Here is a 16,417-nt window from a genome sequence, read left to right as displayed (position 1 = left end):
AGGGAGCGCACCGAAAAGGCCCTGGGCGGCGTGTAAGGGGCACGTCGCCCAGGGCCGCACCACCGTCCCGACGTGAGAGAGGGTGCCACGGCGGCAATCTGGCAGGCCCACGACATCAACGCACCGGTACACGCAGGCGACCCTCAGCAGCGCAAGCATGAACCACGCCCTGCTTCGGGTCCGTACAGCCGACGCCGGCCTCCCGCGCGCACGCTGCGCACAGCCGCAGACGCTGTCCGCGGCCGGCACTCGCCAACCGCGGGGTCGGCTCGTGACAGCGACGGGGGAACCGCGGTTTGGGATCACTTTCAACCGTCGCCGACAGGCTCGGGCGTAGCGGATTTTGTCCTGGCCTGCCCGAACAGTCCGAGAGGTGTCCGCAAAGCCGGCCTCCCAGACCCTCGGAGTTCGTACTCGATCCTGAAAGCAGCTCCCCTGGAAACCCGGACCAGGGCCCCTGACCCGGTGTTCTTGGCTCTGCTGGACTACGTGATCGAAGCGGCCCGGCCAGAAGTGGTCAATACGGCGCAAAAATGACCGTATAATTAAATATTGACAGCGCGCGGAGTGAGCCCTGGGCGGCGTCCGGGCTCGGGAAGCAGGCCCAGGTGGCGGTCGAGTGGGACGACACCGAAGTTCTGAGCCATGCCCATGACCACTTCTTGGACAGACGTCCGGTGGGCGGCAGGGTCCGTGACTCGATTCTGCGCTCCTGGCAGCGATCCCAGTCACGGGGAGTCGCGGCCGATCACATCAGTGTCCTGTACCACCAGGACCTGGATTTCGGCGGCCCGCTCGACCAGCTCGCCGGTCCGGTTCTGGATGATCTGGCGTCGAGGATCTCCGGCATCAAGGTGTGCGTCGCCCTCTGCGACGAACAGGCGCGCGTCCTGGCGCGCCGCGTCGGCGAACCCTCGCTCAACGCCTTCCTCGACACCATTCAGCTCGCGCCCGGCTTCGGCTTCCCCGAGCCGGGCGTCGGCACCAATGGGATGGGCACCGCGCTCGCGGCCAGGCGCCCGTCTTTCATCTGCGGGCGCGAGCACTACGCCGACATCATGCGCGCTTTCGCCTGCGCCGCCGCCCCCATACGCGACCCGCTCAGCGGACGGATCCTGGGGGCGCTGGATCTGACCTGCGATCGCAAGGACGCCGAGGTCTCCATGCTGGCCCTGGTCAGCGAGACGGCGGCGGCCATCGAGCAGCGCCTGCTCGGGCAGATACGGGGCCGTGAACGGACGCTGCTGCTTTCATTTCTGCGGGCACGCCGCCAGGCGGGCGCAGTCGGGTCGGACTGGGCCGGTGAGCCGGCCTGCACCGGCCTGCTCCCCGATGACCGACTGGAGCAGTGCGATCGCATCCTTCTGCTGGAGACAGCGGCCGAAATGATCTCCGCGGGACGCACCAGCCTCACCGAGGCCCAGCTTGCCCACGGCCGTGTCGCGATCCTGCTGAGCCGACCGGTGCACAGCCCTGCCGGGATCACCGGGCTGGCCGTGGAGGCCGTACTGCCCGACGGCGCGCTGCGCTGCCTGGACTCCACAGCAAGGAGAGCGGCCGAGACGATCATCGAGCCGACCGACGGCTTCGCCGCAGGCGAAGCGCCCGCCAGACTGCCACCGTCTCGGCGGATCACGTCCGCCCGCAGACCGTCCCCCTCAGCCCCGCCCTCGCCCCCGACCACCACCCGATGGCTGGTCGCCGTGGGGGAAGCGGGTGTGGGGCGCCTCGCGTTGCTGTCCCGGCAACGTCTGTCGTTGCTCACCGAAGCCGGGTCCCGCATCGGCTCCACTCTCGACGTGACACGTACCGCCGAGGAGCTGACCGAGGTCGTGGTGCCGACGTTCGCCGACTTCGCCGCCGTCGATCTGCCCGATGCCGTGCTCGGCGGAGATGAGCCGTCCGGCACGGGGGAGGCGACCCGCCGGGTCGCGCTGCGGGGAGTCCGCCCGAGTTCGTCGCTGCACGAGGTGGGCACGCTGATCACCCCCGCCCCGGGCACTCCGCAGGCGATCAGCCTGACCACCGAGGAGTCGGTCCTCGAACCGGACCTGAACACCGCCCCCGGCTGGACCGCCCAGGATCCGGCCCGCGCCGCCCGGATCCGTGAGGCCGGAATCCACTCGCTTATCACGGTGCCGCTGCGAGCCCGGGGCGCCGTCCTGGGCGTGGTCAGCTTCTACCGTTCCGAACAGCCCGGTCCCTTCGAGGGGGACGACCTCTCGCTCGCCGAGGAACTCGTCAGCCGCGCGGCGGTCTGCATCGACAACGCCCGCCGCTACACCCGCGAGCACGCCGCCGCCCTCGCCCTGCAGACCAGCCTGCTGCTCCACGAGGTGCCCGAGCAGAACGCCGTCGAGGTCGCCCACCGCTACCTGCCCGCGCGCGGCGGAGCCAGCGGCGACTGGTTCGACGTCATCCCGCTCTCCGGGGCCCGCGTGGCACTCGTCGTCGGCGACGTGGTCGGCCGCGGAGTGCGCGCCTCGGCCACCATGGGGCGATTGTGCACGGCGGTGCGCAACTTCTCCGACCTCGACCTGCCGACCGAAGAGGTACTGGCCCACCTCGACGACCTGGTCGCACGCCTGGATCTCGAACAGGAGGGACGGGGCCCGGCCGGGGAGGTGATCGCGGGCGCCACCTGCCTGTACGCGGTCTACGACCCGGCCTGTCGACGCCTCACCATGGCCAACGCCGGGAACCCGGCTCCTGTGCTGGTCCGCCCGGACGGTGCCGTGGACTGTCTCGAAGTGCCGACCGGGCCGCCCCTCGGCCTGGGCGGCGGCCCGTTCGAGACCGTCGATGAGGAGCTGGAAGAAGGCAGTGAGCTGGTGCTCTTCACCAACGGCCTGCTCCGCGACCGCTCCTGGGACGCCGACACCATGCTCACGGCGATGCGCGACGCGCTCGCCGGCCCCGCCCGCACCCCGGAGCAGGTCTGCCACACCCTGCTGGAGACACTGCTCCCCACCGGGCCCCAGGACGACGTGGCACTGCTCGTCGCCCGCACCCGCGCACTGGACGACAAACAGGTGACGCGATGGGATCTGCCGGCCGACCCGGCCGCTGTCTCCGGCCTGCGCTCGGCCGTGACCCGTCAGCTCACCGACTGGGGACTGGAGGAACTGGCGTTCGCCACCGAGCTGACCGTCAGCGAACTGGCCACCAACGCCATCCGCTACGGCGGCCCGCCGATCCAGGTACGACTGCTCCGCGACCGCGCGCTGGTCTGCGAGGTCACCGACGGCAGCAGCACCTCCCCGCGGCTGCGCCGTGCCAAGAGCACCGACGAGGGCGGCCGAGGTCTGTTCCTGGTCGCGCAGCTCACCAGTCGCTGGGGCACGCGGTACACCGGCGACGGCAAGGTCATCTGGGCCGAACAGCCTTACCCGTGAGGGTGACTCACCGGGCGGTGCAGTCACTGGTCGATCTGATTCGTTTTCCGCCGCGGGGGAAGCCGGCTGTCGTCCTCGCTCGGTGCGGTGGCGAGGAGTTCGGCCGTCCGGCCGACAGGTGCCTCGCGGTGCGCGGGAGCGGATCAGGGCCACCGGGCCGATGCCTACAAGTGCCCGCACATGCGCGCAGGGATCAGATCTCCAGCTCTGGAACGTCCAGACGGCGACCCTCGGCGGCTGAACGCAGTCCCAGCTCTGCGAGTTGGACGCCCTTGGCGCCTTCCAACAGGTCCCACCGGTACTCCGAGCCGGTGGCGACATGACGCAGGAAAAGCTCCCACTGCACCTTGAACCCGTTGTCGAAGTCCTGGTTGTCCGGCACCTGCTGCCACTGCGAGCGGAACGGCTCAGTGACCGGCAGATCCGGATTCCACACCGGCTTCGGCGTCGACGCCCGGTGCTGGAAGCGGCAGTTGCGCAGGCCCGCGACCGCGCTTCCCTCCGTTCCGTCGACCTGGAACTCGACAAGTTCGTCGCGGTCGACACGCACGGTCCACGAGGAGTTGATCTGCGCGACGACGCCGCCTTCCAGCTCGAAGACCGCGTACGCGGCGTCGTCGGCGGTGGCACCGTAACGGCCGCCCCGCTCGTCGAGGCGCTCGGGGATGTGCGTGGCCCGGTGCGCGTACACCGACCGGACGGGGGCGATGACACTGTCCAGCACATAGCGCCAGTGCGGGAACATGTCGAGGATCATGCCGCCGCCGTCCTCCGCCCGGTAGTTCCAGGAGGGGCGCTGCCCCGGCTGCCAGTCGCCTTCGAACACCCAGTAGCCGAACTCGCCGCGCACGGACAGGATGCGCCCGAAGAAGCCGCCGTCGATCAGCCGCTTCAGCTTCAACAGACCGGGCAGGAACAACTTGTCCTGCACTGCGCCATTGCGCACCCCCGCCGCCCGGGCGAGCCGGGCCAGCTCCAGCGCCTTGTCCAGAGACTCCGCGGTCGGCTTCTCGGTGTAGACGTGCTTACCCGCCGCGATGGCGGCGCGTAGCGCCGACTCACGTGCCGAGGTCACCTGCGCGTCGAAGTAGATCTCGGCCAGCGGATGAGCCAGCGCCTCGTCCAATGAGGTGGTCCACTCACTCAGGCCATGCCGGTCGGACAGTTCCTTGAGTCTGTGCTCGCTGCGGCCGACCAGGATCGGCTCCGGCCACAGCACCTCGCCGTCGCCCAGGTCCAGGCCGCCCTGCTCACGAATGGCCAGGATCGAGCGCACCAGATGCTGGCGATAGCCCATCCGGCCGGTGACGCCGTTCATGACGACGCCTATCACTTTCTGGGTCACGCGTGTTGCTCCACTTCTTGGCCAGGGACGACGCCGAAGGCTACAGAAAACGCTTTCCATAACGGAGGGTAAGGACATACGCTGGCCGGTGTCAACGACTCCCGCACGAAGGTTCGAGCTGATGCGACTTGCGTTCTCCACACTGGGACTGCCCGGCGCTCCATTCTCCGAGGCCGTACGGCTCGCGAGTGATCACGGCTTCCAAGGGCTCGAACTCCGTTGCACGAAAGGCGAGTCCGTGGAAGTAGCGATGGACGCGGGCGCCCGCCGACAAGCGCGTCGGACGCTGGACGCGGCCGGGGTCGTCGCGTTGTCGGTGGCGAGTTACATCCAGATCGCGGCCCCCGGCCCGGACGCCCCGGTGCTCGCCGACCTGCATGAGCACGTGCGACTGGCCTCCGACCTCGGCGCCGACGGCGTCCGCGTGTTCCCAGGCGCCGGGGAAGGCGTCGGCTCCGAAGCCGATCTGCGTGCGGTCCGTCGACTGACCGCCGTCGCTGACGAGGCGCGGGCACTGGGGGTCCGTGTCCTAGTCGAGACTCACGACTCGCACCGTTCGGCTCTCGACGCGACCCGCCTCGTGGCCGCGGCCGGGCACCCGGCGGTGGGGGTGCTGTGGGATGTGATGCACACCTGGCTGGCCGGCGAGACCCCGTCGCAGGCAGCGGCCGCCGTGCGTGATCACCTTGGCTACATCCAGGTCAAGGACGTGGCCGGGCATGAGGATCTGACCCCGCTGACACTCGGTGCGGGTGTCCTCCCGCTGGCCGAATGTCTGCGCCAGGTACCCGAGGACTGCTGGGTGTCCTGGGAGTACGAGGCGCCCTGGTACCCGGCAGCGGCACCGCTACGAGACCTGCTCGACGCGGGATTCAGACACCTCGGCGCACTTGCCGAAGCCGCCCACGGCTGACCGGGCACCTGCTTCATGTCGGCCGGGCACACCCGGCCGACATGAAGCACAATCAGACAGACCCTCTACGCCGTCCACTTGCATCTGCTGTCGGCCTTGCCCCCCGGACCTCAGAGGCTCCTTGCAGGCAAGCCCCAGCCCGGCCGTCGCCATCTTCCCGGAGCAACAGCCGGCCCCGGCCCTGTATCGAGGCGGTCAGGCACCCGGCGCCCGGTCCATCACCAGCGGCCCGGAATGTACGGGACGGCACCACAGTCCGCTCAGCGGTCTTCTGCGAACTCGGCCCACCAGGTTGTGCCCTGCTCCGCAATCCGGCAGCCGTGTGCCACGGACAGACAGTCCACAATGACCAGCCCCCTGCCATGCTCGTCCGGGTCGCCAGATGTTTCGGCACGCCTCAGGCCACCACGCTCCCCTCCGTCTGTGGTTTCGACACAGACTCTTCCTTTCCCAGTGCGGCGTATACCGAGGAAGATCGGGGGCTCCGCGTGACGGACGGCGTTCGTCACCAGTTCGGACACCACCAGGAGGATGTCCTGGACGGTCCCGCAGGCGAGCGGCCACTCCGCGACCGTCCGGGCAACGAGACCCCGGGCCGTCTGAGCCGCCGCCCCATGATGCGGCAGGGCCCAACGGCCGGAATCGGAATCCGCGCCCGAAGCGGGGAGCCAGAGAGCAGCAGGCGGCGCATCTCGGGTGCCATCGGCGAAGCTGCTGGCGGAAGAAGGATGTGCGTACATGGCTGCGCATCTCACTCGGGGATGCCGGCGGCGAATTCCGACGTCGTGCCATCGGGGCAGTCGGCTTACGACAAAACCTGAACAGAAAACGTTTGCTACATCTACTGTTCCACCAGTGGACAACCGCGTCAACACCTATTCATGCCCGATGTCCGAGATCACCATCTTGCCCTTTCGTGCGGCATCCTCACCATCGACGGTGACGAGTTCCGAGCAGCACGAACGGCGCCGGACGAACAGCTTGGCCTGCAGGGCAGGCCGGGAACGAGCACGCGCCGGCAGCGCGGAGGAGGCCCCGGTCAGGTCAGGCGCGCGGCGGTTGCGTGAAACGGACAAGCCGGCCGGGCCGCCGGGAACCGACCGGTGACATACGGCCCTCTGCCCCCAGCCGCGCCAGGAGGTCCAGGGCCAGCCGCCCGCGGCGGACACGCTCACGAGCCGTCTCCAGGGCCACATTGCGCAGGTGGACACCGTAGGGATAGATGCCGGGAGCCTTGGACAGACCGAACTTCAGGTACAACGGGGCGCCTCGCCGGATGAGCTCGGCGACCTCGTACATCCGGATGTAGCCGCCGAGGTCGTCGGGGGCCTCGATGTACATGTCCATCGGGGCACCGGAAACCTGCCGGATCTCTGTGAGATGGTCAAGCGTGAGGTCACTGGGCACGTTGAGGGAGTCGGCACCCAGGTGTTCGTACACGGCATAGGAGGCCGGGTTGACCGGCCCGATGAGCGCGGACACCTTCAGTGTCGTGTCTTCGGGCAAGAGACCTCGATGGCGCATCTGATGCAGCGTCCACAGCACGCCCTCGTCCGCGACGAGCAGGCACTTGACGCCTAGCTCCGTTGCTCGCACGGCGTCTTCGACGCATCCGGCGACGGCGTCGTGGCCGCGAGCACGCAGCCCCGCGCCCTTGGAGTCGGTCCGGGTGGACCCGCCGATGTCCCAGGTGCCGCGCGGGCCGGTGAACAGGCACAGCTCGATGTCGCGTTCGGCTGTCGCCTCGACCATCTCGGTGATCTCGGTGTCGGTCAGCATCCACACGCCGCTGCCCTGGCTGACCCTGTGGATGGGCACGTCCAGGCGGGTGGACTCCTTCAAGACCACCGCTAGCGCCTCGGGACCCTCGACCGAGGGGATCTCGGTGCGCCACGCGCCACCGTCGGGAAAAGCATGCGAGGACGCATCGGAGGGATGGAGCTCCCGTGGGGAAAAGCCGGGAAGGCCACCTGCGGCTGCCCCGGGGCGCCGTGCACGGGTAGGTTCAGAGCACTCATGGTCAGGCATGGAAATCCTCTCTCGCGTTCGACACTACGAACACAGGTCGACTATTCGGGCGTGCGTCTAGGGGCGGAGCAGTACCTTGCCGACCTTGGGATCGCCGGACCCCACCAGGTCGATGGCCTGCGGGAACTCGACGAGCGGCAGCTCATGGGTGACCAGGGGAAGTGGATCGAGCAGGCCCGCGCCGAAGACCCGGACCGTGTGCGCCCAGGCGTCCGGCGGTGCCCCGAAGACGGTGTGCACCTCCAGCTGGCGTACGACGAGATCGGTCGGGTCGAGGCCCTCGGCGCCCGGCGCGGGGATGCCGGTGAGGACCAGGCGTCCGCCGCGCCGGAGCAGGGAGGCAGCGGTGCGCGCGGCGGACGTGGACCCGGCGGTCTCGATCACCACATCGAAGTCGTCGGGCAACTCCTGGTCCCTGGTGAGGAATCGGCTCGCGCCGAAGGCCTGCGACAGCTTGGCGCGGTCGGGCCGGGTGCCCACCACGAGCAGTTCAGCCGGCGAGCCCGCCTTCAGGAACTGCACCGCGAACATCCCGAGCGTGCCGGTGCCGACCACCGCGACCCGCTCGCCGGGCCGGGCGTTGGCCTTCAGCGCGGCGGCCGCGATGCAGGCGGCGGGTTCGAGCAGTGCTGCCGCCGTCAGGTCGGCCTCGTCCGGGAGGACATGGAGGAGGCGGGCGGGGAGCGTGAGGGTGGCGGCCATCGCGCCCGGCTGGGTGAAGCCGGTCTCCTCGTAGCCCGCCGTGCACAACGTTGTCTCGCCTGCGTGGCACCGGTCGCAGACCTGGCAGTTGCGGAAGCCCTCACCGACGACTTTGCGGCCCTCGAGAGTCGTCGGCACCCAGGTGCCGACGGCCTCGACCGTGCCGGACCACTCGTGGCCCGGGGTGAGGGGGTAACGGACGTAGCCCTCGGGCCTGTTGCCCTGGTACACCTCACGGTCGCTGCCGCAGATGCCGACCGCGTGGACGCGCACCAGCGCCTCGCCCGCCTCCGGCAGCCGGGGCTTGTGCGAGGCCAGCCGGTGCTCGCCCGGGGCCTCGATGACGACCGCGGTGCTCACTTCGTGCCCTTCGGCTTGCGCTGTTCCCAGCCGTCCGCCCAGAGGTCGAACCGCGCCTGCTGCTGCGGGAAATCGGCCGCCGCGTCGGTGTCCAGCTCGACGCCGAGACCGGGCGCTTCCGAGCGGTGGAAGTAGCCGTCGATCACCTGCGGGGCGCCCTTGACGACCTTCTTGATCTCGGCGTCCGCGAAGTCGTTGAAGTGCTCCAGGATCTTGAAGTTCGGGGAGGAGAAGCCGACTTGGAGCGAGGCGGCGGTCAGCACCGGGCCGCCGACGTTGTGCGGGGCGACGAGGACGTAGTGCGCCTCGGCGGTCGCGGCCAGCTTGCGGGTCTCCCAGATGCCGCCGATGTGGCCGACGTCCGGCTGGATGATGTCGACCGCCTGGCTCTCGAACAGCTCGCGGAACTCGATGCGGTCGTGGATGCGTTCACCGGTGGCGACCGGGATGTCGACCTTGGCGGCGACCTTCTCCAGCGCCTTCAGGTTCTCCGGCGGCACGGGCTCCTCCAGCCAGGCCGGCTTGTAGGGCGCGAGTTCGCGCACCAGCCGTACCGCGGTGGCGGGCGAGAACCGGCCGTGCATCTCCAGCATCAGCTCGGCGTCCGGGCCGATCGCGTCCCGCACGGCCTCGATCAGCGACACCGAGTACAGCGTCTGCTCGTGGTCCAGCTCGAAGTGCCCGGTGCCGAAGGGGTCGATCTTCAGCGCCTTGTACCCGCGCTCGATCACTCCTTGGGCTGCCTTGTGGTACGCCTCGGGCGTTCGCTCGGTCGTGTACCACCCGTTGGCGTACGCCTTGACCTTGTCGGTCACCTTCCCGCCGAGCAGCTGCCACACCGGCACGCCCAGCGCCTTGCCCTTGATGTCCCAGCAGGCCATCTCGATGACGGCGATGCCGGACATGACGATCTCGCCCGCCCGGCCGTAGTCGCCGTACTTCATCCGGCGCACCAGGTCTTCCACTGCGAACGGGTCGGAGCCCAGAATGTGATTGGCCTCGGCCTCCCGCAGATAGCCGATCAGCGCGTCGGTGTGACCGAGCATCCGGGTCTCGCCGACTCCCGTGATCCCTTCGCCGGTGTGCACCTGGACGTACGTCAGGTTGCGCCACGGCGTCCCGACCACGTGTGTGCTGATTCCGGTGATGCGCACGGCAGCCCCTCTCTCCTTGTTCGGAATATCGAATAGCGTTCGGGTTATGGGATACGCGATCCCCTGCGTCACTCCTGTTTGGGGCTGACGCCTCACATGGCAGCGCCCTCGGGTGTGCATACCAGCCTGAAGTCACGGAAGTAGGCGGCAAACGCAGCGTCGACGAGGTCGACGGCGTGGATGCCGGCCATGGCGCCGGTGAATCGGAGCTTCGCGCCGTGGTCATCGGAGAGTCTGCCGAAGTCCAGGGGCTCACCCACCTGCATACGGATTCCGTCCCGTAGGTACCAGAACCGCGCCGTAGCTCCTTCGGTCGTCACGCCCAGCGTGATCGGCCCGTCGGGATCGACGTCCACGACGGCCGCCTGCCGGGTGCCCGTGTCGTCGCGGTCGACGAGACGCAGGACGGTACGGCCGCCGCCTTGCCATTGCTGCCCGCGCTGTTCCTCGCCGTCGTTCTCGGCCCAGGTGAGGTCGAGGCTCAGATATGCCTCGGCGTCGTACCGCAGGACGAGGCCGGCGGCCTGGGTGAAGGTGGCGGGCCGTGAGTCGACGGTGACCTCGGCCTCGGCCCGGTGCTCGGTGATGCGCTGGGCGAGCAGACTGTACGCCCACCGCGACTCGGGGCCGTGCCGGCCGCGCAGCCTGATCCAGCCGGGCCGGGCTGTGGTGTCGGCCCAGGAGGGATCGGGGGCGGAGCGCAGGCTGCTCCAGGGCCAGCCCAGTGCCTCGGGCGGTTGGGCCTTTCGTGTCTGCGGCCGCGTCGGTACTTCGACGTTTACCGCGGGATGGTGTCCCCCGTGTGCCAGTCTGGGCCAGCCGTGCTCGTCCCAGGTCACGGACTGGATCGCCGTCTCCCGTCCGAGAGTGCAGCGTGGGCCGGCCGGCGTCGGGACCGGGCGGGCGGTGAGATGGCTCAGTACCCAGCCGTCGTGAGGTGTCTGGACCAATTCGCCGTGGCCCGCCTTCTGCAGTGGCAGCGTGGGGTCGTCGCGTGAGGTGAGCATGGGACGGTCGTCGAGTTCGTAAGGTCCGGTGAGGGCGCGGCTGCGAGCCACCCGGACTCCGTGTTCGAAGCCGGTGCCGCCCTCCGCGAGCAGCAGGTGGTACCAGCCGTCGTGGTGCAGCAGCTTCGGTCCCTCGATGAGCCGTTCGTGCTGAAGGAGGAGGCGGGTGGCACCGATCGGGTCGAGTGTCCGCTGGTCCAGTTCGGTCAGGACGATGCCTGCGAAACGTCTGCCGCCGGGGCGGTGGTCGTTCTGCAGGTTGAGCAGCCACAGCCGGCCCTCGTGATGGAAGAGCGCCGGGTCGAAGCCATGGCTGGCGACCCGCCGCGGAGGCGTCCACTCGCCCGCCACGTCGGTGGCCGTGCTGACGTAGGTGTCCGTGTCGAAGTACGGCGTGCCCACCGAGCGGACGATCGCGTACACCACCCAGAACCGCTCGCCGTCCCAGCTCAGCGAGGGAGCCCAGATGCCTCCCGAGTCGGGGACACCCACCAGCGAGTCACCGGGGGCGGCGCCGCGGACATGACCCGCGTACTCCCAGTGGGCCAGGTCGAGGGAGGTGTGGACGGGGATGGTGGGGAACCACTCGAAGGAGCTCGTGGCCACGTAGTACCGTTCGCCGACCCGGACCAGCGAGGGGTCCGGGAAGAAACCCCGCAGAACCGGGTTGCGCAGCAGGGTCACTTGAGGGCCCCGAGGGTGACCCCGGTCCTCCAGTAACGGCGCATGGCCACCATCACGATCGCCATGGGGAAGATCGACATCAGCGAACCGGTCATCACCAGGCTGGTCATGTCGACGCCGGCGTCCACGCCGTTGCCCGACCAGTAGTACAGGCCCAGGTTGAGGGTCCAGTGCTGCTCCCCGCGCAGCACCGTGAGCGGCAGGAGGAACGAGTTCCAGGTGCTCACGAAGGCGAGCACGAACACGGTGGCACCGCCGGTGGTCATCATCCGCAGCACGATGCTGAAGAAGATCCGCAGTTCTCCTGCTCCGTCGATGCGGGCCGCCTCCAGGAGCTCGAAGGGGATCGTGGCCTCGGCGTAGACCTTGGACAGATACACGCTGAACGGGTTGATCAGGCAGGGGATCAGCATCGCCCAGGGCGTGTCCACCAGGCCGATCTTCGAGAACAGCAGGTACAGGGGAAGAGTCAGCAGGGCGGCCGGGACTAGGAAGGAGCTGACCACGCAGGCGAACACCGCGTTGCGTCCGGGGAAGTCGAAGCGGGCCAGGCCGTAGCCCGTCGCGAGGGACAGGAGGGTACCGGCGAGGGAGCCGACGCCGGCGTACAGGAGCGAGTTGGCGGTCCAGCGCAGGAAGATGCCGTCGTGGTAGGTGAACAGCGTATGCAGGTTGTCCCACAGGTGCCAGTGCGAGAACCACAGGCCGTTCGTCTGGTACAGCCCCACCCGGTCCTTGGTGGCGGCGACGATCAGCCACCACAGCGGGAACAGGCTGTAGACGCTGGCCAGGACCAGGCCCACGAGGATGAAGAACTGGCCGCCGCGCGTCTTCGACGCGCGATCGGGGCGGGAGCGGCGGCTGACGGTGGGGGCGGGCGGATTCTTCGCACGGTGTGCGGTGAGCGTCATCAGTCCGCCTCCCTTGAGGTGAGCCGGTAGAAGAGGAAGGAGGCGATGCCGAGGACAAGGGCGAGCAGGACCGACAGGGCGGCGGCGTAGTGGTAGTTGTTCGCGTTGAACGCCTGGTTGTAGATGATCATGATCGGGGTGAAGCTGTCGGTCACCGTTTGCGGGGTGATCCGCCGGAACAGCGCGGGCTCGTTGAAGATCTGCAGCATGTGGATGATCGACAGCAGAGCCGTCAGCACCAGCGCGCCCCGTACATGCGGGATCTTGATGCTCCGTGCGATCCGGATCTCCGAGGCGCCGTCCAGCCGTGCGGCCTCGAACAGCTCACGGGGGACGCCCTGGAGAGCGGAGTAGATGATCATCATGTTGTATCCGATGCCGCCCCAGGTCAGCAGATTGCCGATGGACGGCCAGACCATGGACGGTGCGAAGAAGTTCCAGTCGAAGCCGAGGAGCCTGCCGAGCGGCGTGAGCGGGCCCACGTCGGGGCTGTACAGGTTGACCCACACGATCGCCGCGACGATGCCCGGGATCATGTAAGGCACGAGCAGGAAGATCCGGAACCGGCCGGCCGCCCGCGCGGTGAGCGTGTCCAGGAGGAGCGCCAGCACCAGGCTGATGGTCAGCATGACCGGGATCTGCACACAGGCGAACAGCGCGACCCGCGCCATCGATCCCATGAACGCCGGGTCGGTCAGTCCCTGCCGGTAGTTGTCCAGGCCGGAGAAGGTGTCCTTGGTGCCGCCAAGGCCGAGCCCGGAGGACTGCGAGCGGTACAGCGACTGGTAGACCGCGTACCCGATCGGCAGCAGATACAGGAGGACGAAGCCGAGCTGGAAGGGCACCGTGAAGGCGGCACCCTTCCAGCGCAGTGAGCGAATCATCAGTGGGAATCCTTGGTTGTGGCGGCTAGCCCTCGACGTTGATGCCGCGGGACTTCAGGTCGTTCACCGTCCACTCCTGCATGTGGGCCAGCAGGTCGGTGACCTTCTCCTGCTTGCTGACGACCTTGCCCCAGCCGGCCTGCAGCTCGGCGAACATGGCCGTCCAGTCCGGTCCGAACGTCCAGTCCGTGGTCACCGTGTTCAGGCTGTCGGTCACGACCTTCTGGGCCGGCTGGTAGTTCTTGCCGAGCAGCTTCTCAGGGATCGCCCCGGCGGCGTAGGACTGGTTGTCCGCGAGGGCCGGGTAGATGGCGCTGCCGGCGGTCGGGTCCGCCATGGTCTTGACCGCGCCAGTGTTGGTGGACATCCACAGCGCGGCCTCGGCGGCCTGCTTGGCGTTCTTGCACTGCTTGGTCACCAGCGTGACGGTGCCGGTGAGGTTGGTGCCCGCCGGCGTCTTGGCCGCCTCACCGGAGAACGTCGGCCACGGGGAGAGCGCCCACTGTCCGAAGGACTTGGTGAAGTTGTTCACCATGCCGCCCATCTGCCAGGTGGAGATCTGCCGGGTCACCGTGCCGCCGTTGTCGAAGTTGCGCTGCACGGCCGCGTAGTCCGCGAACGAGAGCTTCGAATTCAGGTCGTTGTCGATGATCTCCTGGATCACCTTGGCGGCCTTGAGGCTGCCCGCGTCCTTGAAGTTCACCTTCCAGGAGTTGCCGTCGATCGCGTACCAGTGGGCGCCGGCCTGCATCGCGAGCACCTCCAGGGTGCTGGGGTCCTCACCGGCGTAGTTGGTGATGTGGACGCCGTGCTTCTTCAGGACCTTGCCCGCGGCGATGAAGTCGTCCCACGTGGTGGGGGGCTTGAGGCCGTACTTGGCGAAGACGTCGGTGCGGTAGATCGTGAACTGCGGTGCCGAGCTGACCGGGACGCCGTAGGTCTTGCCCTGCACCTGCGCGCTCGCCCACGAGCCCGCGTTGAACTTGTCCTTGCTGGAGTCGACGTACTGGCTGATGTCGGCGAGCGCCCCCTGGGCGACCCAGCTGGTGACGTACTCGGCGGTGTTCTGCAGCAGACAGGGCGCGTTGCCCGCCTTGAGGGCGTTGGACAGCTGCTTCTGCATGGTCAGCTGGTCGGTCACCTTCGTGTACTGGAGCTTGATGTCCTTGTGCGAGGCGTTGAACGCCTTCACCACCGCTTCCTGACCATTCGCCCAGCCCCAGTAAGGGAGGGTGACCGGCTGGCCGGCGGACTTGGTGTCGTTGCCGGAGCCCGAGCCGCCGCAGGCGGTGAGCAGACCGGTCAGCGCGAGGCCGGCGACGGTGGCGTGCAGGACTCTCACACGAGGGGTGATGGACTTCATTGGCCTTGATCCTTTGGACTGGAGTTCACGAGAAGAGGAGGAGGGGCCGGAGGCCGCACCATCTGGGCCTCGCATCTCGGCCGCGGGTCGGGAGAGCGCCTCAGCGGAAGCCATAGAAAACGATTGCTGCGGACGTTACGGCCGATGGAGCCCTTTATCAAGAGGTGTGGTCTCAAATGTTGCGGCGACTTGTCCGGCCGGTTATCTCGACGGGCTGGATGTGAACGCCAGACACACGCGCGCCGTTGCAGGTCAGAGCGCGCCAAGGGCCACCCAGGCGCCGACGGCAGACCCTCGGAGCGGACCAGAGACGGCGTGCCGCGCGACGCGGCAGGTCACGCGCAGAGCCCCCTCGGTGGGGCACGGACGCCCTCGGACCTGAGGAACTCCAGCCTCCTCACACAAACGGTTACTCTCGTGTGCGGCCGTCCGTGAAGGGCCGCTCGGTCAGCCTCTGCGCCGGTCCGGGGCAGAGACTGACCAGTCCAGTCTGCGCACGGACTGCCGTATGACCAGTTGGGTGCCCAGCATCACGCGCTGGTCGCCGTTGCGGGAGTCCCCCCGCTCCAGCGCCAGGCGTACGGCCGTTCGGCCGAGTTCCTCGTAGGGCACCCGCACCGTGGTCAGGGGCGGGGTCAGGTCGGCGGCGAAGGGCACGTCGTCGAAACCCACCACCGACACGTCACCGGGTACGTCGAGACCGGCCTCACGCACGGCGGCAATGGCACCCAGGGCGAGCATGTCCGTGGCCGCGAACACCGCCGTGAACTCCACCCTCTCGCGCAGCGCGTCCCGGGTGCGGGCATAACCCGACGCCCGGGTGTAGGCCCCTTCGGTGTCGAGTTCCTCGACGGGGTCGGCTCCGTGGGCGCGCAGCGCGTCCAGGTAGCCGGACCGGCGTTCCTCCGCGCTGCTCAGGTCGGACTCCCCGCCCAGGAACAGGATCCGGCGATGACCGGAGGCGAGCAGGTGCGAGACGGCCTGGAAGGCGCCGCCCCGGTTGTCGTAGTCCACGATGGTCACGGGCAACCCCTCCGCCAATGCCGGGCGGCCGACCAGGACCAGCCGCGACCCGGCGGCGTCCAGCGCCTTCGCATAGTTGGCCATGCGCCGCTGGTAGGCGTCGTCCGACACCACGCCACCGACGAGGAGAACGGCGGCCGCGTGCTGCTCCCGCATGAGCTGCACCAGGGCGTCCTCTCGGGCCGGGTCGTCACGCGTGGCACACACCAGGCTCAGCCGGCCCCGGTCGGCAGCCTCCTGTTCCACACCCGCCGCGACGTGGGCGAGGGAAGGGCCGGTGATGTCCTTGATGACCAGGGCGACCGGGCCGGCGACCTGGCCCGACAGCGCCTTGGCGTGCACGTTGACCACATAGTGCAGCGACTCGACGGCCGCCATGACCCGGGCCCTGGTCTCCTGCGCGACGGGGTAGTTCCCGGCCAGGGTGCGGGAAACGGTTGCCACCGAAACGCCCGCCTCCTGGGCGACATCACGAATCGTGCTCGGCCGCTCCTTGAAGGCCTGCGCGACATCGGCGCGCCTTCGCCTTCCGGGAGCGCCCCGGCGGGTGGTCCGCGACTCGTTGTTCCCGTTGTCCGTCAGGTTGTCCGTCACGGCTCGACGTTACTGCATGTCGAGCGCCTTGCGGCAGCTGCGGGCCAGAAGCTA

General features: G+C 68.7%; 12 protein-coding genes. 2 read left to right on the top strand and 10 right to left on the bottom strand.

The genetic code is table 11. The annotated features are described in order from the left end of the window. The first annotated feature begins 662 nt into the window (after positions 1–662). The gene (locus ACZ63F_RS09940) at positions 663–3,395 is read left to right on the top strand and encodes an ATP-binding SpoIIE family protein phosphatase (RefSeq protein ID WP_469709983.1); all 2,733 of its coding nucleotides are present in this window, start codon (positions 663–665) and stop codon (positions 3,393–3,395) included. Positions 3,396–3,588: 193 nt separating this feature from the next. Here the strand turns inward: ACZ63F_RS09940 and ACZ63F_RS09935 are convergent, their stop codons facing one another. After that, complete coding sequence (locus tag ACZ63F_RS09935) at positions 3,589–4,713, bottom strand: Gfo/Idh/MocA family protein (protein WP_469709982.1); 1,125 nt, start codon at positions 4,711–4,713, stop codon at positions 3,589–3,591. Between the two features lie 148 nt (positions 4,714–4,861). Between ACZ63F_RS09935 and ACZ63F_RS09930 the strand changes: the two genes are divergently transcribed. Beyond that, positions 4,862–5,653: a sugar phosphate isomerase/epimerase family protein gene (locus ACZ63F_RS09930; protein ID WP_469709981.1), complete on the top strand. Its 792-nt coding sequence runs from the start codon at positions 4,862–4,864 to the stop codon at positions 5,651–5,653. 260 nt (positions 5,654–5,913) lie between these two features. On the opposite strand, the gene ACZ63F_RS09925 is transcribed toward ACZ63F_RS09930, so the two are convergent. The 9 genes from ACZ63F_RS09925 to ACZ63F_RS09885 all read right to left on the bottom strand — a co-directional run bounded on the left by ACZ63F_RS09925 (position 5,914) and on the right by ACZ63F_RS09885 (position 16,363). Next, a complete protein-coding gene (locus tag ACZ63F_RS09925; RefSeq protein ID WP_469709980.1) occupies positions 5,914–6,393 on the bottom strand; it encodes an ATP-binding protein in 480 nt (159 codons plus the stop codon). 304 nt (positions 6,394–6,697) lie between these two features. Beyond that, a complete protein-coding gene (locus tag ACZ63F_RS09920) occupies positions 6,698–7,681 on the bottom strand; it encodes a hypothetical protein (RefSeq protein WP_469709979.1) in 984 nt (327 codons plus the stop codon). Between the two features lie 57 nt (positions 7,682–7,738). Beyond that, positions 7,739–8,743: a zinc-dependent alcohol dehydrogenase gene (locus ACZ63F_RS09915; RefSeq protein ID WP_469709978.1), complete on the bottom strand. Its 1,005-nt coding sequence runs from the start codon at positions 8,741–8,743 to the stop codon at positions 7,739–7,741. Then, positions 8,740–9,897, bottom strand: a complete 1,158-nt coding sequence (locus ACZ63F_RS09910) for a mandelate racemase/muconate lactonizing enzyme family protein (protein ID WP_469709977.1) — start codon at positions 9,895–9,897, stop codon at positions 8,740–8,742. Before ACZ63F_RS09910 ends, ACZ63F_RS09915 begins: the two co-directional genes overlap by 4 nt. Before the next feature lie 92 nt (positions 9,898–9,989). Further along, positions 9,990–11,588 carry a glycoside hydrolase family 43 protein gene (locus ACZ63F_RS09905; RefSeq protein WP_469709976.1) on the bottom strand — a complete coding sequence of 533 codons (1,599 nt, stop codon included), beginning with the start codon at positions 11,586–11,588 and terminating at the stop codon, positions 9,990–9,992. Further along, positions 11,585–12,499, bottom strand: a complete 915-nt coding sequence (locus ACZ63F_RS09900) for a carbohydrate ABC transporter permease (RefSeq protein ID WP_469709975.1) — start codon at positions 12,497–12,499, stop codon at positions 11,585–11,587. Before ACZ63F_RS09900 ends, ACZ63F_RS09905 begins: the two co-directional genes overlap by 4 nt. Then, complete coding sequence (locus ACZ63F_RS09895; RefSeq protein WP_469709974.1) at positions 12,499–13,383, bottom strand: carbohydrate ABC transporter permease; 885 nt, start codon at positions 13,381–13,383, stop codon at positions 12,499–12,501. Before ACZ63F_RS09895 ends, ACZ63F_RS09900 begins: the two co-directional genes overlap by 1 nt. A gap of 25 nt (positions 13,384–13,408) precedes the next feature. After that, positions 13,409–14,746 (bottom strand): ABC transporter substrate-binding protein, encoded by a 1,338-nt coding sequence (locus ACZ63F_RS09890; protein WP_469709973.1) that lies wholly within the window; start codon positions 14,744–14,746, stop codon positions 13,409–13,411. A 447-nt stretch (positions 14,747–15,193) separates the two neighbouring features. After that, positions 15,194–16,363, bottom strand: a complete 1,170-nt coding sequence (locus ACZ63F_RS09885; RefSeq protein WP_469709972.1) for a LacI family DNA-binding transcriptional regulator — start codon at positions 16,361–16,363, stop codon at positions 15,194–15,196. Between the last annotated feature and the right edge of the window lie 54 nt (positions 16,364–16,417).

The organism is Streptomyces sp. NPDC104761, from assembly GCF_055583445.1.
Note: the sequence above shows the minus strand (reverse complement) of the source record. Positions and strands in the feature narration are given on the sequence as shown.

Excerpts from the sequence above, each read along its gene's own strand:
- ACZ63F_RS09935 (WP_469709982.1), bottom strand. The coding sequence starts at position 4,713 with ATGAACGGCGTCACCGGCCGGATGGGCTATCGCCAGCATCTGGTGCGC.
- ACZ63F_RS09930 (WP_469709981.1), top strand. The coding sequence starts at position 4,862 with ATGCGACTTGCGTTCTCCACACTGGGACTGCCCGGCGCTCCATTCTCC.
- ACZ63F_RS09925 (WP_469709980.1), bottom strand. The coding sequence starts at position 6,393 with ATGTACGCACATCCTTCTTCCGCCAGCAGCTTCGCCGATGGCACCCGA.
- ACZ63F_RS09920 (WP_469709979.1), bottom strand. The coding sequence starts at position 7,681 with ATGCCTGACCATGAGTGCTCTGAACCTACCCGTGCACGGCGCCCCGGG.
- ACZ63F_RS09900 (WP_469709975.1), bottom strand. The coding sequence starts at position 12,499 with ATGACGCTCACCGCACACCGTGCGAAGAATCCGCCCGCCCCCACCGTC.
- ACZ63F_RS09895 (WP_469709974.1), bottom strand. The coding sequence starts at position 13,383 with ATGATTCGCTCACTGCGCTGGAAGGGTGCCGCCTTCACGGTGCCCTTC.
- ACZ63F_RS09890 (WP_469709973.1), bottom strand. The coding sequence starts at position 14,746 with ATGAAGTCCATCACCCCTCGTGTGAGAGTCCTGCACGCCACCGTCGCC.